Below are 17,107 nucleotides of genomic sequence, written 5' to 3'. Positions count from 1 at the left end.
TGTTATTCGACCAACACACATGAAATGCCGACCGGCGGACGGACGGCAAGTCGATGCGAAACCCGCGGTCAGGGCGTCGAAGGCGGCTGCACCCGCGGCTTCCGCCGCTCCATTGGCCAGCGCGGCATGTGCGCGTCCGACAGCGCCTTCGCTTCGGCCGCTGTCACGCCGAGATCGGTCAGCACGCGGATCAGGGCCTCGGCCGGAGGCACCGCGATATCGGGCTGGACGCCCGCGCCTTCCCAATCCTTGCCCGTCGCGGGGTCATAGGTCCGCCCCACGGGTATGAACGCGGCATAGCCGCCGCCCAGATCTTCGCCGCGCCCGAAGTGGTTGGCACCGGCGGTCGGCGCGCCGACCAGTGTGCCGCGCCCCGTGTGCTTCATCGCCAGCGCGAAATGCTCGGCCGCCGACGCGCTGGCGCCCGAGGTCAGCACATAGACTTTCGCTTGTTTGAGTCGCGCGTCGCCATTGGGCGTCGCCCAATGTTCGCGCGTCACCATGCCCGCCTCGCCCTTCACGAGCCGCATCGAGGCGATGCCGTCGATCGGCGAACCGCCCTCGGCATCAACCGACGCCCGCGTCGCCATGGTGACGAGCCGCGTCGGCTTGGCGAACAGCCAAGGAAAGATCGCGTCCATCTGGGCCAGCCCGCCGCCATTATGGGTGCGAACGTCAAAGATGATCGCCTTCGCATCGGCGTGATCGGCCATGAATTTCGCCGCTTCGGCGGTCACCGCCGGATCGTCCGGAAAGACATTGAACCGTACGAAGGCGATACCCGGTGCGATCCAGCCCGCCTGCTCGACCGGCTCCTTTCGCGCACGCGCCGCGGGCGGCGGCGTCGCGGGGGTCGCGGACCCGGCGGCGGGAACCGCGGCGTCGGGAACGCGCAGCCGCAAATGGCCGTCGGCCGCGATGGCGCGGACATCGGCGTCGATCGCGGCGCCCAGCGCTTCCCCGCTAAGCGCGCGGTACCGTCCGGCCCGGATGCCTGCGCGCAGCGCCTCGGCATAGCGTTTGCCGGTTTCGGGATACACATAATCGCGGTCCAGCAGGACGGCATAGGCCTCGGCGACGACATCGCCGCTCGCCTCGTCGGCGGCATAGGCGGGGGACGGTATGAACAGGGGGACAGCCATCGTCGCGGCAGCGAGCAACAGGCCGGGCAAAAGGCGCGAAGAACGAATCATCATCAGCTCCAATCCAACCCCGGATCGGACAAGGTGTATCAGGATAACAATACGGATCAACTACAAATGTAGTCGATCAGGGTCCCGGTCGCCGGTTCGCCAGCGCCACCAACAGGCCCCCTGCCAGCGCGATGATCGCTCCGTACAGGACCCAGTCGCGGTTCCCCACCATGAAGCTGTCGGACGGCCAACGGACGACGCCCAGCCCCTGCAACAGGAACAGGCTCCCCATCATCGCCGCGACGATGCCGACGATGGCCGCAATCCCTTTCAGCGCTCCCATGACTGCCTCCTTACGTACGCTGCAGCCCTATCAACGGGCGAAGCCAGCCGATGTTGCGCCCGATCCAATAGAAAAGCCAGCATCCGGCAACGGTCGTGGCGACAAGGGTCAGGAACGAGGGGAGCGCCGCGACGCTGGCCTGGCGCAGATACCAGCCGACGACGACGATGATCGTCTGGTGGATGATATAAAAGGGAAATACCGCCTCGGCCAGCGTCGCGCGCCAACGATGGTCGCGGTTCCAATAGGCGTCGGCGAAAGCGACCAGCACGATGATCGTCGTCCAGCCGTGCAGCAGCCGGGCGATGTCGAAGGCTTCCCACACACCCGGCGGCGACGGGGTGTTGCCGGGCCACATATATTCGGCCCAGGTGATGAAACCGAATGCGACGATCCCGATCGTCAGCGCGATGCGCCAGCAACGCGCGACCGCCGCGAACAGGGCGGGCCGGACACGCAGCAGCCAGCCGACCGCAAAGGGGATCAGATAATGGGCGTGCGTCGGCCAATCGTCGACCAGCGCATGCGTTTCATGCTCGCCCGGAACCAGGGCAAAGATCAGCAACCAGCCGATCAGCGGGATGGCAAGCATGCCGAGCCCCGCCAGCCAGCGCGCCGCGCCATCGGCGACCATCGCCCGCGTCCGCTCCGGAACCCACGCCAGCACCGCCGCCGCGAGCAGCGTGTAAACCCACAGATAGACGACGAACCACAGATGTTGCCAGGTCGGCAGCACGATCCCGTCCAGCGCGCCGAAGCGGAAATAATCGTGCAGCCAGAAATGCCCGAACCCGGCGGTATAGCCGTGCTGGCCCGTCAGATCGATCCACGGCTGCGGCGGGATGATGACGATGATACCGAACACCAGCGGGATCAGCAGTCGGGCGCTGCGCGAACGAACGAAACGCCCCGCGCTGCCCAGCTTCGCGAACAGCGCGGCGCTGGCATAGCCCGACACGAGGAACAGCAACGGCAGCCGCCAGCTGTTCAGCGCCCGCATCGGGATCGCCACCCATTCAAGCGGCTCCGCAATCTTCACATGCCAGCCCCACGGCACGAAATACATGCCGATATGATACAGGATCAGCAGCGCGAACGCGCCGATCCGCAGCCAGTCCATGCCCAGATGGCGCTGCGAGGTCATGCCTGTGCTCATCCCGCTCCCTCGTCATCCCGGACCTGAACCGGGATCCATGCACCGTCGCGCAACAAGGGGCGAACTATTTCAGCGTCCGCCACGCCAGCTCCGCAAATTCGCAAAGCAGCGGCCGCGTGTCGCGCGGGTCGATGATATCCTCGACCCCGAATTTCTCGGCCGTGCGAAATGGCGAGCGCACGCGGTTCAATCGCGCGCGGATTGCCTCCAGATGCGCCGCCGGATCCTCGGCCGCCTCCAGCTCGCTCTTGTACGCCACCTCGACCCCGCCCTCGATCGGCAGGCTGCCCCAGTCGCCCGACGGCCAGGCAAAACGATACTGGAACCGTTCGGCGTTGCTCATCGCGCTGCCCGCGATGCCATAGGCGCGGCGCACGACCACCGACGCCAGCGGCACGGTCGCGCGGTAGATTGCGTTCATCGCCTGCACGCCATAGCGGATCGTCCCCGTCCGCTCGGCCTCGCCGCCGATCATGAAGCCCGGATTGTCGACCAGATGGACGATCGGCAGGCGGAACTGGTCCGCCATCTTCACAAAGCGCTCGGCCTTCTCGCTCGTCTTGGCATCCCATGATCCGCCGAGGTACGATGGATCGCTCGCCAGCACCGCGACCGGATAGCCGTCGAGACGCGCGAAGGCGGTGATCACCGCGCGTCCCCAGCGCGCGCCCATCTCGAAAAAGCTGCCCTGATCGAAGACCGCATTGGCGATACGCCGCATCGAATAGACCTGCTTCGCCTCGCGCGGCACGACCGACAGCAAAGCCTCCTCGCGCCGGTCGACCGGATCGCTGCACTCTATGCGCTGCGCCCGGTCATGGATCGACGACGGCAGATAGGACAGGAAACGCCGCGCCGCGGCAAAGGCGTCGGCCTCGCTCGCCACTTCGTCATCGACGACGCCGTTGCGCGTATGGACATCGCTGCCGCCCAGCTCCTCGCGGTCGAGCGTGTCGCCGATCGCCGCGGCAACCGCCGGACCTGCCGCGAAAAGCTGCGACAGGCCGCGCACCATCACGCTGTAGTGGCTCGCAACGACCCGCGCCGCGCCCAGCCCGGCGGTCGGCCCCAATGCGAGCGCCACCACCGGCACGGTGTCGAGGTTGGCGATGATCTGGTCCCAGCCGGGAACATGCGGGATATAGGTATATCCCATATCCTCCAGCGTCTTCACCGACCCGCCGCCGCCGGTGCCGTCGATCATGCGGATCAGCGGCAGGCGATATTCATGCGCCATCGCCTCGCACTGGACGAACTTGCGATGCAGCGCCGCATCGGCCGCGCCGCCGCGCACGGTAAAATCGTCGGCGGACGCAACCACCGGCCGGCCGTCGATGTCGGCGCGGCCGAAAATGAAATTCGACGCCGCCAGATTTTCAAGTTCGCCGTCGGGGCCATAGGTCCCGCGTCCCGCGATCTTGCCGATCTCGCGAAAGCTACCCGCATCGACGATTCCCGCGAGCCGCGCCCGCGCATCCATCTTGCCGCGTCCATGCTGGCGCGCGACCTTTTCCTCGCCGCCCATTTTCTCGGCCATCTGGCGCCGCGCGGCGAGTTCACCGACTTCCTTTTTCCAGCTCATGTCGCCCGTGCTAACTGACGTTGACGGAAACGTCATGCAAAACCTATCGTTGCGCCATGATCCGGAAAATCACCCTCGCTGTCGCCGCCTCGTGCCTCTCGCTTTCCCCCGCGCTCGCCTTCGCGCCGCGCGAGATGCCGGGGGTCGCCGATCCCTACAGGACCGACGCCTTCGATCCCGCCGCCGACCCGATGGCGGCGATCGACGCGGCGCTCGCGGCGGCAGGGCGATCGGGCAAGCGCGTCCTGCTGGTGATGGGAACGAACGGCTGCCACGACAGCGCGTGGTTCGCGAACCTGATCGCGACCGAACGGTTCGCGCCGGTGCGTGCGCGCTACGAGGTCGTCTATGCCGACATCGGCATGCCGCAGACCGCAGGCCGGGGAAAACATCCCGAGGTCGCAAAGCGCTTCGGCTTCAGGATCAAGGGCACGCCGACCGTCGCGATCCTCGATTCCAGCGGCCATGTCCTCAACCGCAGGGCCGCACCGAAGTGGCGCAATGCGGCAAGCCGCAGCGACGATGAAACCTATGCCGAATTGATGAAATAGGGAGAGGGAGAAAGATGGCCGAAATGAACCTTGCGGGCCGAACCGCACTCGTCACGGGCGCCTCGCGCGGGATCGGCCGCGGCATCGCGATCGGCCTCGCCGAAGCGGGCGCCGACGTGACGGTGAACTACACCCGCGGCGAAGACGCCGCCGCCGAAACCGTCGCGGCGATCCGCGCACTGGGCCGCAAGGCCAAAGCCTATCAGGCCTCGGTCGCCGACGAAGCCGCGTGCGCCGCGATGGTCGCCGCGGTCGAAGCCGACTTCGGCCCGATGTCGATCCTCGTCAACAACGCCGGCATCGCCAGCCGGGGCAAGGCGGTCATCGACACCGACGCGGCCGAGGTCGAAAAGCTGCTCGCCGTCCATGCGGTCGGCCCGCACCGGCTCAGCCGTCTCGCGCTTCCCCAGCTCCGCCAGCATGCGCGCAGCGACATCATCGTCATCTCCAGCATCGCGACGCTGCACCACACCGCCAACGGCGCGCCCTACACGATGGCGAAGGCAGCGGGCGAAGCGATGGCCTATGCGCTGGCGAAGGAAGAACTGGCGAACGGCGTCCGCGTCAACGTCGTCGCCCCCGCACTGACCGTCAGCGACATGGGCGAACGCCTGTCGCGCGCCATCACCGGACAGGATGATATCCAGCATCTGGCCGCGAAAATGCCCTTCGGCCGAGTCGCCGTCCCCGCCGACGTCGCCGCGGCGGTGCTCTGGTTCGTCAGCGACGCGAACCCCTATTGCTCGGGGCAAAAGCTCAACATCGACGGCGCGGGACAGGCCACGTTTCGATGAGACGGATCCTTCTCGCGGCGTCCGTCGCCATCTCGCTCGCTGGCTGCGCAGCCGCACAATCGAAAGAGGCGCGCCCTGCGGCCGACAAACCGGCGCCCGATGCGCCGATGTTCGAACCGACCGAAATCGAAAGCCACGGGTCCGTGACGGTGGGGGGTGTCGCAATCCCTTATCGCGCGATAGCGGGCACGCTTGTCGTCCATCCGATCGGATGGAACGATACGGTGCCGATCGAACGCAAGCGCGACAAGGATGCCGTCGAAGACGTCCCGAACTCCGAAGCGTCGATGTTCTACACTGCCTATTTCAAGGAAGGCGCGTCCGCAGAAACCCGACCGATTACCTTCCTTTTCAATGGCGGCCCTGGCTCACCGACGCTGTGGCTGCACATGGGCGCCTATGGTCCGGTACGCGTCGAAACGCCCGATCGCGAGCATGGCAGCGCTCCTTACCGCACCGTCGCCAACGACCAGAGCCTGCTCGATGTCTCCGATCTCGTCTTCGTCGATGCGCCCGGAACCGGCTTCAGCCGCGTCGCCGGGAAGGACAAGGACAAGGCATGGTTCGGGGTCGATCAGGATATCCACGCCTTCACCATCTTCGTCCGCGATTTCCTGTCGAAATACGGCCGCTGGAAATCGCCCAAATATCTCTACGGCGAAAGCTACGGGACGATGCGCGCAGCGGGAATGACGCTCGCGCTGCAGAACCAGGACATCGATCTCAATGGCGTCATCCTGCTCTCTGACATATTGAATTGGGACTTGTTGCCCGACGATCCGCAGATCAATCCGGGGGTCGATCTTCCCTACGTCGTCACGCTTCCCACCTATGCGGCGACCGCCTGGTACCATAAGCGCGCCGGCGCAGGCCGTGATCTTTCGTCCTGGCTTGCCGAAACCGAAGCGTTCGCCACGACGGAGTATGCACTGGCGCTGATGAAAGGGAATGATCTTCCCGACGCCGAGCGACAGGCGATCGCGATGCGACTCCACTCCTACACCGGGCTTTCGGTCGAGTATCTGCTGAAAACCAACCTTCGCATCGAATATGGGGCACTGCAAAAGGAACTGCTCGCGGACAAGGGACTGACGACGGGAACACTCGACACACGCTTTACCGGTGCAACGCTCGACCCGCTGAGCAAGGTCGCGTCGAACGACCCACAGAGCTCGGCGATCGCGGCGGCCTATATCGCCGGGCTCAATGATTACGTCCGCGGCACACTCGGTTATGGCGCGGGCCGGCATTATGAAGCCGGGCTCGATGTCTATTCCAGCTGGGACTATAGGCACCGCCCGCCCGGCGCCGATCGAGCGCTGATCGCGCTGCCGAATGTGCTGCCCGATCTCGCGGTCGCGATGAAGCAGAATCCGAAGATGAAACTGCTCGTCACCGGCGGCTACTACGACGTCTCTACGCCGTATTTCGCAGGCCGCTACGAGCTCCGGCACCTCCCCGTGCCCAAGGACTTGCAGGCAAATATAGCGTATAAATATTACGCCGCCGGCCACATGGTCTACGTGAAACCCGAACTGCTGGCCGAAATGCGAAACGACGCCGCAGACTTCATCCGCCGGACCGACGGGATCGACTAGCGCCCGTCGGTGCAATCTCGGCTACAGCCCCACCATGCGCCCCGATTCGCCTTCTCCCGTCATTCCCTTCCTCGTCGCTTGCGCGGGCATCGCGACCTTCTCGACGATGGATGTGCTGATGAAGGGGCTGTCGATCGACATCGGCGCCTATAACGCGGTGCTGTGGCGCACCGGCGCGGGCGCCCTCGTCAGCGGGCTCGCCTATCTTGCCATGCGTCCCACAATGCCCGACCGGCCGACGATGCGCATTCACGCCTGGCGCGCGCTGTTCGTGGCGGGGATGGCGATCACCTTCTTCTGGGCGCTGGCGCGGCTACCGATGGCCGAAGCGATCGCGCTCGCCTTCGTCGCCCCGTTGATGACGCTGTACATGGCCGCGATCTTTCTCGGCGAGACGATCGGCCGGCGCTCGATCGCGGCGTCGGCACTGGGCCTCGTCGGCGTCATCGTCATCGTCGCGGGCAAGCTCGGCCGCGGCGACTATGCGCCCGAGGCGCTGTGGGCGGTGGGCGCAGTGTTCTTTTCCGCGATGCTCTACGCCTATAACCTCATCCTCGCCCGGCGGCAGGCCAAGATGGCGGGGCCGATGGAAATCGCCTTCTTCCAGAACCTTTTCGTGACGCTGTTCCTGGCCATCGGCGCACCGTGGTTTCTGGCCGTCCCCGGCATGCACCTCGCGCCTGAAATCGCGGGCGCCGCGATCCTCGCAACGCTGTCGCTGCTGCTGCTGAGCTGGGCCTATGCCCGTGCCGAGGCGCAGATCCTCGCAACGACCGAATATACGGGCTTCCTGTGGGCGATGCTTTTCGGCTGGATCTTCTACAACGAACCGGTCACCTGGCCGACGATCGCCGGCGCGCTGCTCATCGTCGCAGCGTGCCTGATCGTCGCCCGCAAGACGCCGCACGGCGACCCGGTGGAGCCGGCAGCGGCTTAACGCGAACCCGTGTCAGACCGCGGCGCGCGCCAGACGATCGTTGATCGCGGCGCCCAGCCCTTCGGCTGGAATCGCCGCAACCGCGATCTTCGCTTTTGCGCTCGCCGCGCCGGCGTGCAGCGCATCGAACAGCCGCGCCGCCGCCGCGACCGGGTCGCCCTCGGCGCTGAGTTGATAATCGCCTGCAAGCCCGCCGAACCCGATACCGAACTCGTCGGCCCCGAACGCGGTGGCGTTCAACCGCACCGGCTTGCCCGGCGCATAATGGCTCGCGAGCATTCCCGGCGCGACAACGCCCGCTTCCTTCCGCCCGGTCACGTCCAGCCCCGACGCTTCATGCAGCCGCGCGGCCGTCACCGGGCCCGGCCGCAAAATCTCGATCCCGCCGTCCGTCACCCGCACAATGGTCGATTCGACTCCCGCGCCCGTCGGTCCGTCATCGATCACCATCGCGATCCGCCCGTCGAGGCTGACCAGCACATGCTCGCCCCGCGTCGGGCTGATGCGGCCGCTGGCGTTGGCGCTCGGTGCGGCCAATGGCGCGCCCGTCGCCGCGAGCAAGGCGCGCATCGCGCGGTGGGCCGGCACGCGAAGCGCAATGGTGTCCAGCCCCGCGGTGGCGATGCTCGAAACCGGGCAATCGGCGGTGCGCGGCACGACGATCGTCAGCGGCCCCGGCCAGAATGTCGCGGCAAGCCTGCGCGCGGTGAGGTCGAACACGCCCAGCTTTTCCGCCGCGTCGAGGTCGGCGACATGGACGATCAACGGGTTGAAATCGGGCCGTCCCTTGGCGGCATAGATGCGTGCCACCGCCGCGGCATCGCGCGCATCGGCGGCAAGGCCATAGACCGTCTCGGTCGGCACCGCGACCGGCCGTCCGCGCAGGACGCAGGCGGCGGCCTGCGCGATCGCGTCGGCGCCATAAGCAAGGATTTCGGTCCTGAAAGACTCGTTCGATTGACCGTCGATCATGCCGCGCTATAGCGCCGCCTGCAACGGAATCATCAGGAAAGTGGCACCCGCATGACCTACACGCCGCCCACCACCGAGCAGCTTTTCGTCCTCGATCATATCGCCCGCATCGACGCGATGGCCACCCACGACAAATATGCCGCCGCCAGTCCCGACATGGTCGAGGCGATCGTCACCGGCATCGGCGACTTCGCGGCAGAGGTCTATGCCCCGCTCAACCGCGTCGGCGACGTCCAGAACCCGAAGTGGGACGACGGCAAGGTCACCATGCCCCCGGGTTTCAAGGAAGCGTACGGCCAGTTCGTCGAGGCGGGCTGGGGCAGCCTCGATGGCCCCGGCGAATATGGCGGCCAGGACCTGCCCTTCACGCTCGCGACCGTGGTGATCGAGGCGCTGGGCACCGCCGACATGGGCTTCACCCTGTGCAGCATCCTGACCCCCGGCGCGATCCACGCGCTGATGGCCTATGGCACCGAAGAGCAGCGCCAGACCTGGCTGCCCAAACTCGTCACCGGCGCCTGGAACGGCACGATGAACCTGACCGAGCCCGCTGCGGGCAGCGACGTCGGCGCGCTCCGCTCGACCGCCGAAAAGGTGACCGAGGGACCGAACGCGGGCCTCTACAAGGTCAGGGGACAAAAGATCTTCATCACCTTTGGCGAACATGACCTGACCGACAATATCGTCCACCTCGTTCTCGCCCGCACGCCGGGCGCGCCGGAGGGTACGCGCGGCATCTCGCTGTTCCTCGTTCCCAAATACCGCCTCGACGCCGACGGCAATCCGACGATTTCCAATGGCGTCCGCTGCGCCTCGATCGAGCACAAGCTCGGCATTCACGGATCGCCCACCGCCGTCATGATCTATGGCGAGGACGAGGATTGCCTGGGAGAGATCGTCGGAGACGAGATGGGCGGCATGAAGGCGATGTTCGTGATGATGAACAACGCCCGGCTGATGGTGGGGTGCCAGGGGGTCCAGATCGCCGAGCGCGCGACCCAGCAGGCACAGCGTTTCGCCGCGGAGCGAGTCCAGTCGTCGCTCGCGGGCAGCGCCGACCGCACGCCCGTCACCATCGACCAGCATCCCGACGTCCGCCGCATGCTGTGGCGGATGCGCGCGCAGACCGAGGCGGCGCGCGCGCTCATCTATTACGCATCGGCGCAGACCGATTTCGGCAAACTCGGCGACGAAGCCGCCGCGCTGCGCGCCGAGGTGCTGATCCCGCTGGCCAAGGCGCACGCCACCGACATCGGCTGCGAGGTCGCAAGCCTCGGCGTACAGGTCCATGGCGGCATGGGTTTCATCGAGGAAACCGGGGCGGCACAGCATTATCGCGATGCGCGCATCGCCCCGATCTACGAAGGCACCAACGGCATCCAGGCGGCCGATCTCGTTGGCCGCAAGCTCGGGATGGCGGGCGGCGACGGCGTGCGCGGCCTGATCGACGACATCGAACGCAGTGCGGGCAATTTTCCGGCCCTCGTCCAGCTCGTCGAGGCGTGCCGTCATGTAACCGACTGGCTTGAACAGGCGAACACGCCCGACCGGCTGGCGGGCAGCTATCCCTATCTCACCATGCTTTCGACCGCGACATGCGGCTGGCTGATGGCGATCCAGCATCAGGCCGCGAAGGCGGGGATCGAAGCGGGCGAAGGCGATCGTGCGTTCCTCGAGGCGAAGCTGGTCTCGACGCGCTTCTATCTGGACCAGATCGTCCCTGCCGCGACCGGTCTCGCGGCATCCGCGCTGGCAGGCGACGCAGCGCTCGCGCCAATCCCGAAGATCGCCTGAACCCCACGGAAACCCTACCGTCCCCACCCGCGCGGGTCGGTAGGATTCCGTTCATGATTAACGCGATGATAACCAAATTCGCATAGTGCCGGCGGCTCATCGTCGGAGACCTGTGCGTGCCGCTTGAAATGAATCGGATGATCATCAGCTGGCGCAGCTTTGCGATCACGCTGCTTATCAGCCTGCTTGTCGGCATCTCGTCCGCCGGCGAGGTGGTCGACCGACTGATCGACGTCGGTGCCGGCCGCATGGCATCTCGACCCGTTTCTGGCGAGACCGTGGTTCTAGCACTAGACGACCGCACCATAACCGCGTCCCCCAACCGCGACTTTACGATGACGCAATATGCAAATGTAGTCGACGCCGCCAATCGCGCGGGGGCGAAGCGGTTGTTGATCGATTTCTACTTCGACCGCCGCGAACAGGATCGCGACTTCATCAATTTCGTTTCAGCGGTCCGCCGGATGGGTGATCGCATCGTCCTTGCGGTGCCGACACGAGCGGTATCAGGCACGGGGGAAAGCACAACGATCTTTCCCAGTGCGAAATTCGGACCAGACACGCCGATTGCAAGTATCGCACTAGACACCGAGTTCTGGCAGGTCTGGAGCATGCCGATCACTTATGTCGCCGGCGGTCGGCCCTTGCCGAGCTTCGCATCGGTAATTGCTGGAAAATACAGTAAAGAGCCCGCGACTTTTCGGCTCGACCTCTCCTATGACACCTCGACGATTTCGGTCTACAGCACGATGGACCTGTTGTCGGGTAAAATTGGCACACGCGAGCTTGGCGGCAGGAACGTGATCTTCGCGCCGACCGCGCCGAATTTCCAGGATACTTTCTATCTGCCCGGTCATGATCGCCTGCCGGGCGGGTATATTCACGTAATTGCCGCAGAGACCCTGACGCGCGGAAATCCGGTGGATGTCGGTTGGCTTCCGGGTTTGTTCATTGCCGTAGCGCCCTTGGCGGCAGTCCTGTTGTCGCGATTTCAACGTGCCTTTCTGCCGACCGCAATCGGGACGGCGATACTACTGATCGTTAGCAAGGTCATGCTTGCCTTGACGCTGGTCACCAGTTGGATCGGAGCAGGTCTATTTTTCATCGCCGTGATCACCGCAATGGTGTCACGCAAGCGTCGCCGTGCTTCTGCGCAACGTGAAAATCCCGTATCGGGTCTGCCTACGTTCGAGGCGATGCGCACCCAGCCACCCTTTGGCAGCGCGACAATCATCGCCGCAAAGCTCGTCAATTTCGAAGATCTCGCCGCCTTCCTCCCCGGCGAAGGCAGCAAGCAGATGGTCGATCAGGTCGCGCGACGCCTCGCGCTCGCCTGCCACGGGACCCAGCTCCACCACGACCTCGACGGCACCTTCGCCTGGCTTGTCCCCTATTATCAGCACAGCCAGATCGAAACGCAGCTTGCGGGCCTCGCCGCGCTGTTCAACGCCCCGCTGACGATCGGCGAGCAGCGGATCGACGTCGCGATCGCCTTCGGCGTCAATGACGAGTTCGAGGGATCGAATGCGCAGCGGCTTGCCGCCGCGCTGGTCGCGGCCGAAAAGTCGATCCGCAGCCGCGCGCTATGGACCAAATATGCGCCGCGCGAAAAGGAAGACGCCGGCTGGCAGCTCTCCTTCCACTCGCAGCTCGAGGACGCGCTCACCGGCGGCGATATATGGGTCGCGTTCCAGCCGCAGTATCATATCGCCACGCGCCAGCTTATCGGTGCCGAGGCGCTGGTACGCTGGACGCACCCGACGCGCGGCCCGATCCCTCCCGACGAATTCATCGTCCAGGCCGAAAAGAGCCAGGACATCTATCGCCTCACCCTGTTCGTGATGGATCAGGCGATCCGCTCGGCGGCGCAGCTCCATGCGCAGGGACATGACATCCATATGTCGGTGAACCTGTCGGCGACCCTGCTCGACCACAGCGATCTCGTCGGAACGATCCGCGTGATGCTGACCGCGCACCATCTGCGTCCCGAACTGCTCACGATCGAGATCACCGAAACCGCGCAGATCGAAAACAGCCGACAGGCGCGCCAGACGCTCGCCCAGCTTCGCCGCGCGGGGATCCGCCTGTCGATCGACGATTATGGCACCGGCCAGTCGAACCTCGAATATCTGACCGAGATCGAGGCCGACGAGATCAAGATCGACAAGCGGTTCGTGATGACGATGCGCGATTCGCAGCGGAACCTGGAGGTCGTCAAATCGACGATCGACCTTGCCCATCGCCTGGGTGCCGTCGCGGTCGCCGAAGGCATTGAAGACGCGCCGACTTTGGCGCTTCTCGAACAATTGGGCTGCGACGTGGGGCAAGGATATCTGCTTGGAAAGCCGCAGCTATTTTCAGACCTCCTGAACAGCCTCGGCGACACCCCCCACAGCCGCTCCGCATAACCACCAAACTGGCGCCAATCCTTATAGTTAAGACTCGCTTTACCATATCGATTAAGGTATATGCTGCGTTAACTGTCCTGCGTAGACAGTTCCAACAGGAGATCTGACATGGGTTGGTTCTGGAGATGGCTGGGCGGTGCGGACACTGATAGTGCCGGCGGCCGCGCCTAAGTCGAAAAAGAATTAGGAAGAGGGCTCCGGATATTCCGGGGCCTTTTTTCTTTGCCCTTCGACGGCATCGATCCGGGACCCTCGCGCCGACAATTTTCGTCAGCCGCCGCCGCGCCGCGCAAAGCCGGCGGAAATGCGCGCAATCCTCCGATGACGCCCTCGTCCCGCGCGACGAGACGAATCAAAATATCGACGAACCGAGTCCCTAATCTGTCATTTACCGTCTTGCATCGCGGCGCCGACGTGGCACTATGGATGGTGGGTAGACTATGGGGGCACCCCAAGAATTAGTGTTTGGCCAGGAATGGCGGATTTCCGTCGCCCACAGCATATGGGCACGGGAAAGCGCTTCGTGCGGCCAAAAATATGTGCCCCCGCGGTCGGTTTAGATGCTAAGACCGGGGTCTCGCCCCGAGTCGAACAAGACGGGAACATTTGCGCTGCGGCGCAAGAGCAATCGGGGGCGGATTAAATGGATTTTCGTGAGACGGAACGGGTGGAGACGAACGACGTGGCGACGGTGGAACTGACGAAAACAGAGGCTCCGGCCGCTCCCGAATCGACGGGAGAGGCGAAGGGGGATTCGTCCGCGAAGCTGAATGATTCGGGCGATGCGAAAGTTCATGCGCGCCGATTCGACATCGTCGTCGATCGCAGCCGCGATTCGCTGCTCACCGACTTCGGCAAGGAAACGCTGGAGGACCGCTACCTCCTCCCCGGCGAATCCTATCAGGACCTCTTCGCGCGCGTCGCCGACGCCTATGCCGACGATCAGGACCATGCCCAGCGCCTCTACGACTATATCTCGAAGCTGTGGTTCATGCCCGCGACGCCCGTTCTCTCGAACGGCGGCACCGGCCGCGGCCTGCCCATTTCCTGCTACCTCAACTCGGTCGACGACAGCCTCGAAGGCATCGTCGGCACCTGGAACGAGAATGTCTGGCTCGCCAGCCGCGGCGGCGGCATCGGCACCTATTGGGGCGCGGTGCGCGGCATCGGCGAACCCGTCGGTTTGAACGGCAAGACCAGCGGCATCATCCCCTTCGTCCGCGTGATGGACAGCCTGACCCTCGCCATTTCGCAGGGCTCGCTGCGCCGCGGTTCGGCCGCCTGCTACCTCGACGTCTCGCATCCGGAGATCGAGGAGTTCCTCGAGGTTCGCAAACCCTCGGGCGACTTCAACCGCAAGGCGCTGAACCTCCACCACGGCGTCCTCATCACCGACGAGTTCATGGAGGCCGTCCGCGACGGCGCCGAATTCAACCTGCGCAGCCCCAAGGACCAGAGCGTGCGCGGCACCGTCGACGCGCGCAGCCTGTTCCAGAAGCTCGTCGAAACGCGCCTTGCGACCGGCGAGCCCTACATCATCTTCATCGACCAGGTGAACCGCATGATGCCGAAGCATCATCGCGACCTTGGGCTCAAGGTCTCGACCTCGAACCTCTGCTCGGAAATCACCCTGCCGACCGGCCGCGACCATCTCGGCAAGGATCGCACCGCCGTCTGCTGCCTCTCGTCCCTGAACCTCGAAACCTGGGACGAGTGGAACGGCGACAAGGTCTTCATCGAAGACGTCATGCGCATGCTCGACAATGTCCTCCAGGATTATATCGACCGCGCCCCGCCCGAAATGGCCCGCGCCAAGTACAGCGCCAGCCGCGAACGCTCGGTCGGCCTCGGCGTGATGGGCTTCCACAGCTTCCTTCAGGCGCGCGGCCTGCCGTTCGAGGGCGCGATGGCGAAATCGTCGAACCTGCGCGTCTTCAAGCATATCCGCGCGCAGGTCGATCAGGCGTCGATGCTGCTCGCCAAGGAACGCGGCCCCTGTCCCGACGCCGCCGATCAGGGCGTGATGGAGCGCTTTTCGTGCAAGATGGCGATCGCGCCGACCGCGTCGATCAGCATCATCTGCGGCGGCACCAGCGCGTGCATCGAACCGATCCCGGCGAACATCTACACGCACAAGACGCTCTCGGGCAGCTTCTCGATCCGCAACCCGCACCTCGAGGCGCTGCTCGTCGACAAGGCGAAGAACAGCGACGCGATCTGGAACTCGATCCTCGAACGCGGCGGCAGTGTCCAGCACCTCGACTTCCTGACGCAGGACGAGAAGGACTGCTACAAGACCAGCTTCGAGATCGACCAGCGCTGGCTGCTCGAACTCGCCGCCGACCGCACGCCCTATATCGATCAGGCGGCGTCGCTGAACCTGTTCATCCCGGCCGACGTCGAAAAGTGGGACCTGCTGATGCTCCACTACCGCGCGTGGGAACTCGGCATCAAATCGCTCTACTACCTCCGCTCGAAATCGGTGCAGCGCGCCGGCTTCGCGGGCGGGGTCGAGGCCGACAACACCGCCGAGGCTCCGAAATATGAACTCAGCGCCGAAAGCACCGACTACGACGAGTGTCTGGCCTGCCAGTGAGTCTTCTCCCCCGTCACCCCGGACTTGATCCGGGGTCCACGCGGGGAAGCGTAACCCATCGATGGATTCCGGCTTTCGCCGGAATGACGAACAAGATTTGATCCAAGGAAGCCCGCAATGCCCCTTCTAGAAGCCCGCAAGACCTACAAGCCCTTCGAATATCCCTGGGCGTTCGATTTCTGGAAGCGCCAGCAGCAGATCCATTGGGTTCCCGAGGAAGTGCCGCTGGGCGAGGATTGCCGCGACTGGGCGCAAAAGATCAGCGACCATGAACGCAACCTGCTGACGCAGATTTTCCGTTTCTTCACCCAGGCCGATATCGAGGTGCAGGATTGCTACCACGAAAAATACGGCCGCGTGTTCAAGCCGACCGAGATCAAGATGATGCTGACCGCGTTCAGCAACATGGAAACGGTGCATATCGCGGCGTACAGCCACCTGCTCGACACCATCGGCATGCCCGAAAGCGAGTATGGCATGTTCCTCGAATATGACGAGATGCGCGCCAAGCACGACTATATGGGCACCTTCGGGGTCGAGAATGACGAGGATATCGCGCGTACCCTCGCGATGTTCGGCGGCTTCACCGAGGGCCTCCAGCTTTTCGCCAGCTTCGCGATGCTGATGAACTTCCCGCGCTTCAACAAGATGAAGGGCATGGGCCAGATCGTCAGCTGGTCGATCCGCGACGAAAGCCTGCACTGCGAAGGCATCATCAAGCTGTTCCACACCTTCACCAAGGAACGCGACTGCCTGACCAAGGCGGTGAAGGAAGACATCATCGACACCTGCCAGAAAACGGTGCGGCTCGAGGATGCGTTCATCGACCTCGCGTTCGAACAGGGCCCCGTCCCCGGCATGACGCCGAAGGAGATCAAGCGCTACATCCGCTACATCGCCGACTGGCGCCTGGGGCAGCTCGGCTTCCAGCCGATCTACATGATCGACGAACACCCGCTCCCCTGGCTCGCCCCGCTGCTCAACGGCGTCGAGCACGCGAACTTCTTCGAAACCCGCGCGACCGAGTACAGCAAGGGCGCGACACGCGGCGACTGGAACACGGTGTGGACCAGCTTCGACAGCCGCAAGAAAGCCCGGACCAGCGACGACCCCGCGCCGGTCAACGACGCCGAAAGCGATGGCGAGGACATGTTCGCGAAAGCCGGCATCGCCGCGGAATAACCACGCTCCAAACCCCCTCCCGCCTGCGGGAGGGGTGGTCGGAGACACGTGGCTCCGACCA

Annotated in this window: 13 protein-coding genes; 8 read left to right on the top strand and 5 right to left on the bottom strand. The window is 64.7% G+C overall.

Features of this window, described 5'->3' with window-relative positions:
• Positions 1-68: 68 nt before the first annotated feature.
• The 4 genes from JNM03_RS03875 to JNM03_RS03860 form a co-directional block, all read right to left on the bottom strand.
• Positions 69-1,196, bottom strand: a complete 1,128-nt coding sequence (locus JNM03_RS03875; protein ID WP_294034537.1) for a S41 family peptidase — start codon at positions 1,194-1,196, stop codon at positions 69-71.
• Between the two features lie 73 nt (positions 1,197-1,269).
• Entirely contained in the window at positions 1,270-1,476 is a 207-nt protein-coding gene (locus JNM03_RS03870) for a hypothetical protein (RefSeq protein WP_294034535.1), read from the bottom strand.
• 10 nt (positions 1,477-1,486) lie between these two features.
• The gene (locus JNM03_RS03865; protein WP_294034533.1) at positions 1,487-2,632 is read right to left on the bottom strand and encodes an acyltransferase family protein; all 1,146 of its coding nucleotides are present in this window, start codon (positions 2,630-2,632) and stop codon (positions 1,487-1,489) included.
• Between the two features lie 64 nt (positions 2,633-2,696).
• Positions 2,697-4,214, bottom strand: coding sequence for an acyl-CoA carboxylase subunit beta (locus JNM03_RS03860; protein ID WP_294034532.1), 1,518 nt, complete (start codon positions 4,212-4,214; stop codon positions 2,697-2,699).
• Between the two features lie 56 nt (positions 4,215-4,270).
• On the opposite strand from JNM03_RS03860, the gene JNM03_RS03855 reads away from it, so the two are divergent.
• From JNM03_RS03855 to JNM03_RS03840, 4 genes are read left to right on the top strand one after another with little or no spacing between them, the layout of a single operon-like run.
• A complete protein-coding gene (locus JNM03_RS03855; RefSeq protein WP_294034531.1) occupies positions 4,271-4,765 on the top strand; it encodes a thioredoxin family protein in 495 nt (164 codons plus the stop codon).
• 14 nt (positions 4,766-4,779) lie between these two features.
• The gene (locus JNM03_RS03850) at positions 4,780-5,559 is read left to right on the top strand and encodes an SDR family oxidoreductase (RefSeq protein ID WP_294034529.1); all 780 of its coding nucleotides are present in this window, start codon (positions 4,780-4,782) and stop codon (positions 5,557-5,559) included.
• Entirely contained in the window at positions 5,556-7,157 is a 1,602-nt protein-coding gene (locus tag JNM03_RS03845) for a peptidase S10 (protein ID WP_294034527.1), read from the top strand. The genes JNM03_RS03850 and JNM03_RS03845 overlap by 4 nt, the downstream gene beginning before the upstream one ends.
• 34 nt (positions 7,158-7,191) lie before the next feature.
• Positions 7,192-8,094: a DMT family transporter gene (locus tag JNM03_RS03840; protein ID WP_294034525.1), complete on the top strand. Its 903-nt coding sequence runs from the start codon at positions 7,192-7,194 to the stop codon at positions 8,092-8,094.
• A 12-nt stretch (positions 8,095-8,106) separates the two neighbouring features.
• Here JNM03_RS03840 and JNM03_RS03835 read toward each other — a convergent pair whose 3' ends face one another.
• On the bottom strand, positions 8,107-9,066 hold the full coding sequence (locus JNM03_RS03835; protein WP_294034522.1) for an L-threonylcarbamoyladenylate synthase: 960 nt from the start codon (positions 9,064-9,066) through the stop codon (positions 8,107-8,109).
• Between the two features lie 51 nt (positions 9,067-9,117).
• Between JNM03_RS03835 and JNM03_RS03830 the strand changes: the two genes are divergently transcribed.
• The 4 genes from JNM03_RS03830 to JNM03_RS03815 all read left to right on the top strand — a co-directional run bounded on the left by JNM03_RS03830 (position 9,118) and on the right by JNM03_RS03815 (position 17,046).
• Entirely contained in the window at positions 9,118-10,860 is a 1,743-nt protein-coding gene (locus JNM03_RS03830) for an acyl-CoA dehydrogenase (protein WP_294034520.1), read from the top strand.
• Positions 10,861-10,997: 137 nt separating this feature from the next.
• The gene (locus JNM03_RS03825; RefSeq protein WP_294034518.1) at positions 10,998-13,268 is read left to right on the top strand and encodes an EAL domain-containing protein; all 2,271 of its coding nucleotides are present in this window, start codon (positions 10,998-11,000) and stop codon (positions 13,266-13,268) included.
• A 643-nt stretch (positions 13,269-13,911) separates the two neighbouring features.
• A complete protein-coding gene (locus tag JNM03_RS03820; protein ID WP_294034516.1) occupies positions 13,912-15,864 on the top strand; it encodes a ribonucleoside-diphosphate reductase subunit alpha in 1,953 nt (650 codons plus the stop codon).
• A gap of 117 nt (positions 15,865-15,981) precedes the next feature.
• Positions 15,982-17,046 (top strand): ribonucleotide-diphosphate reductase subunit beta, encoded by a 1,065-nt coding sequence (locus JNM03_RS03815; protein WP_294034514.1) that lies wholly within the window; start codon positions 15,982-15,984, stop codon positions 17,044-17,046.
• Positions 17,047-17,107: the final 61 nt, after the last annotated feature.

Origin of the sequence: Sphingopyxis sp. (assembly GCF_016793825.1) — a bacterium.
GTDB lineage: Bacteria > Pseudomonadota > Alphaproteobacteria > Sphingomonadales > Sphingomonadaceae > Sphingopyxis.
This window is presented reverse-complemented; position numbering and strand designations above follow the sequence as displayed.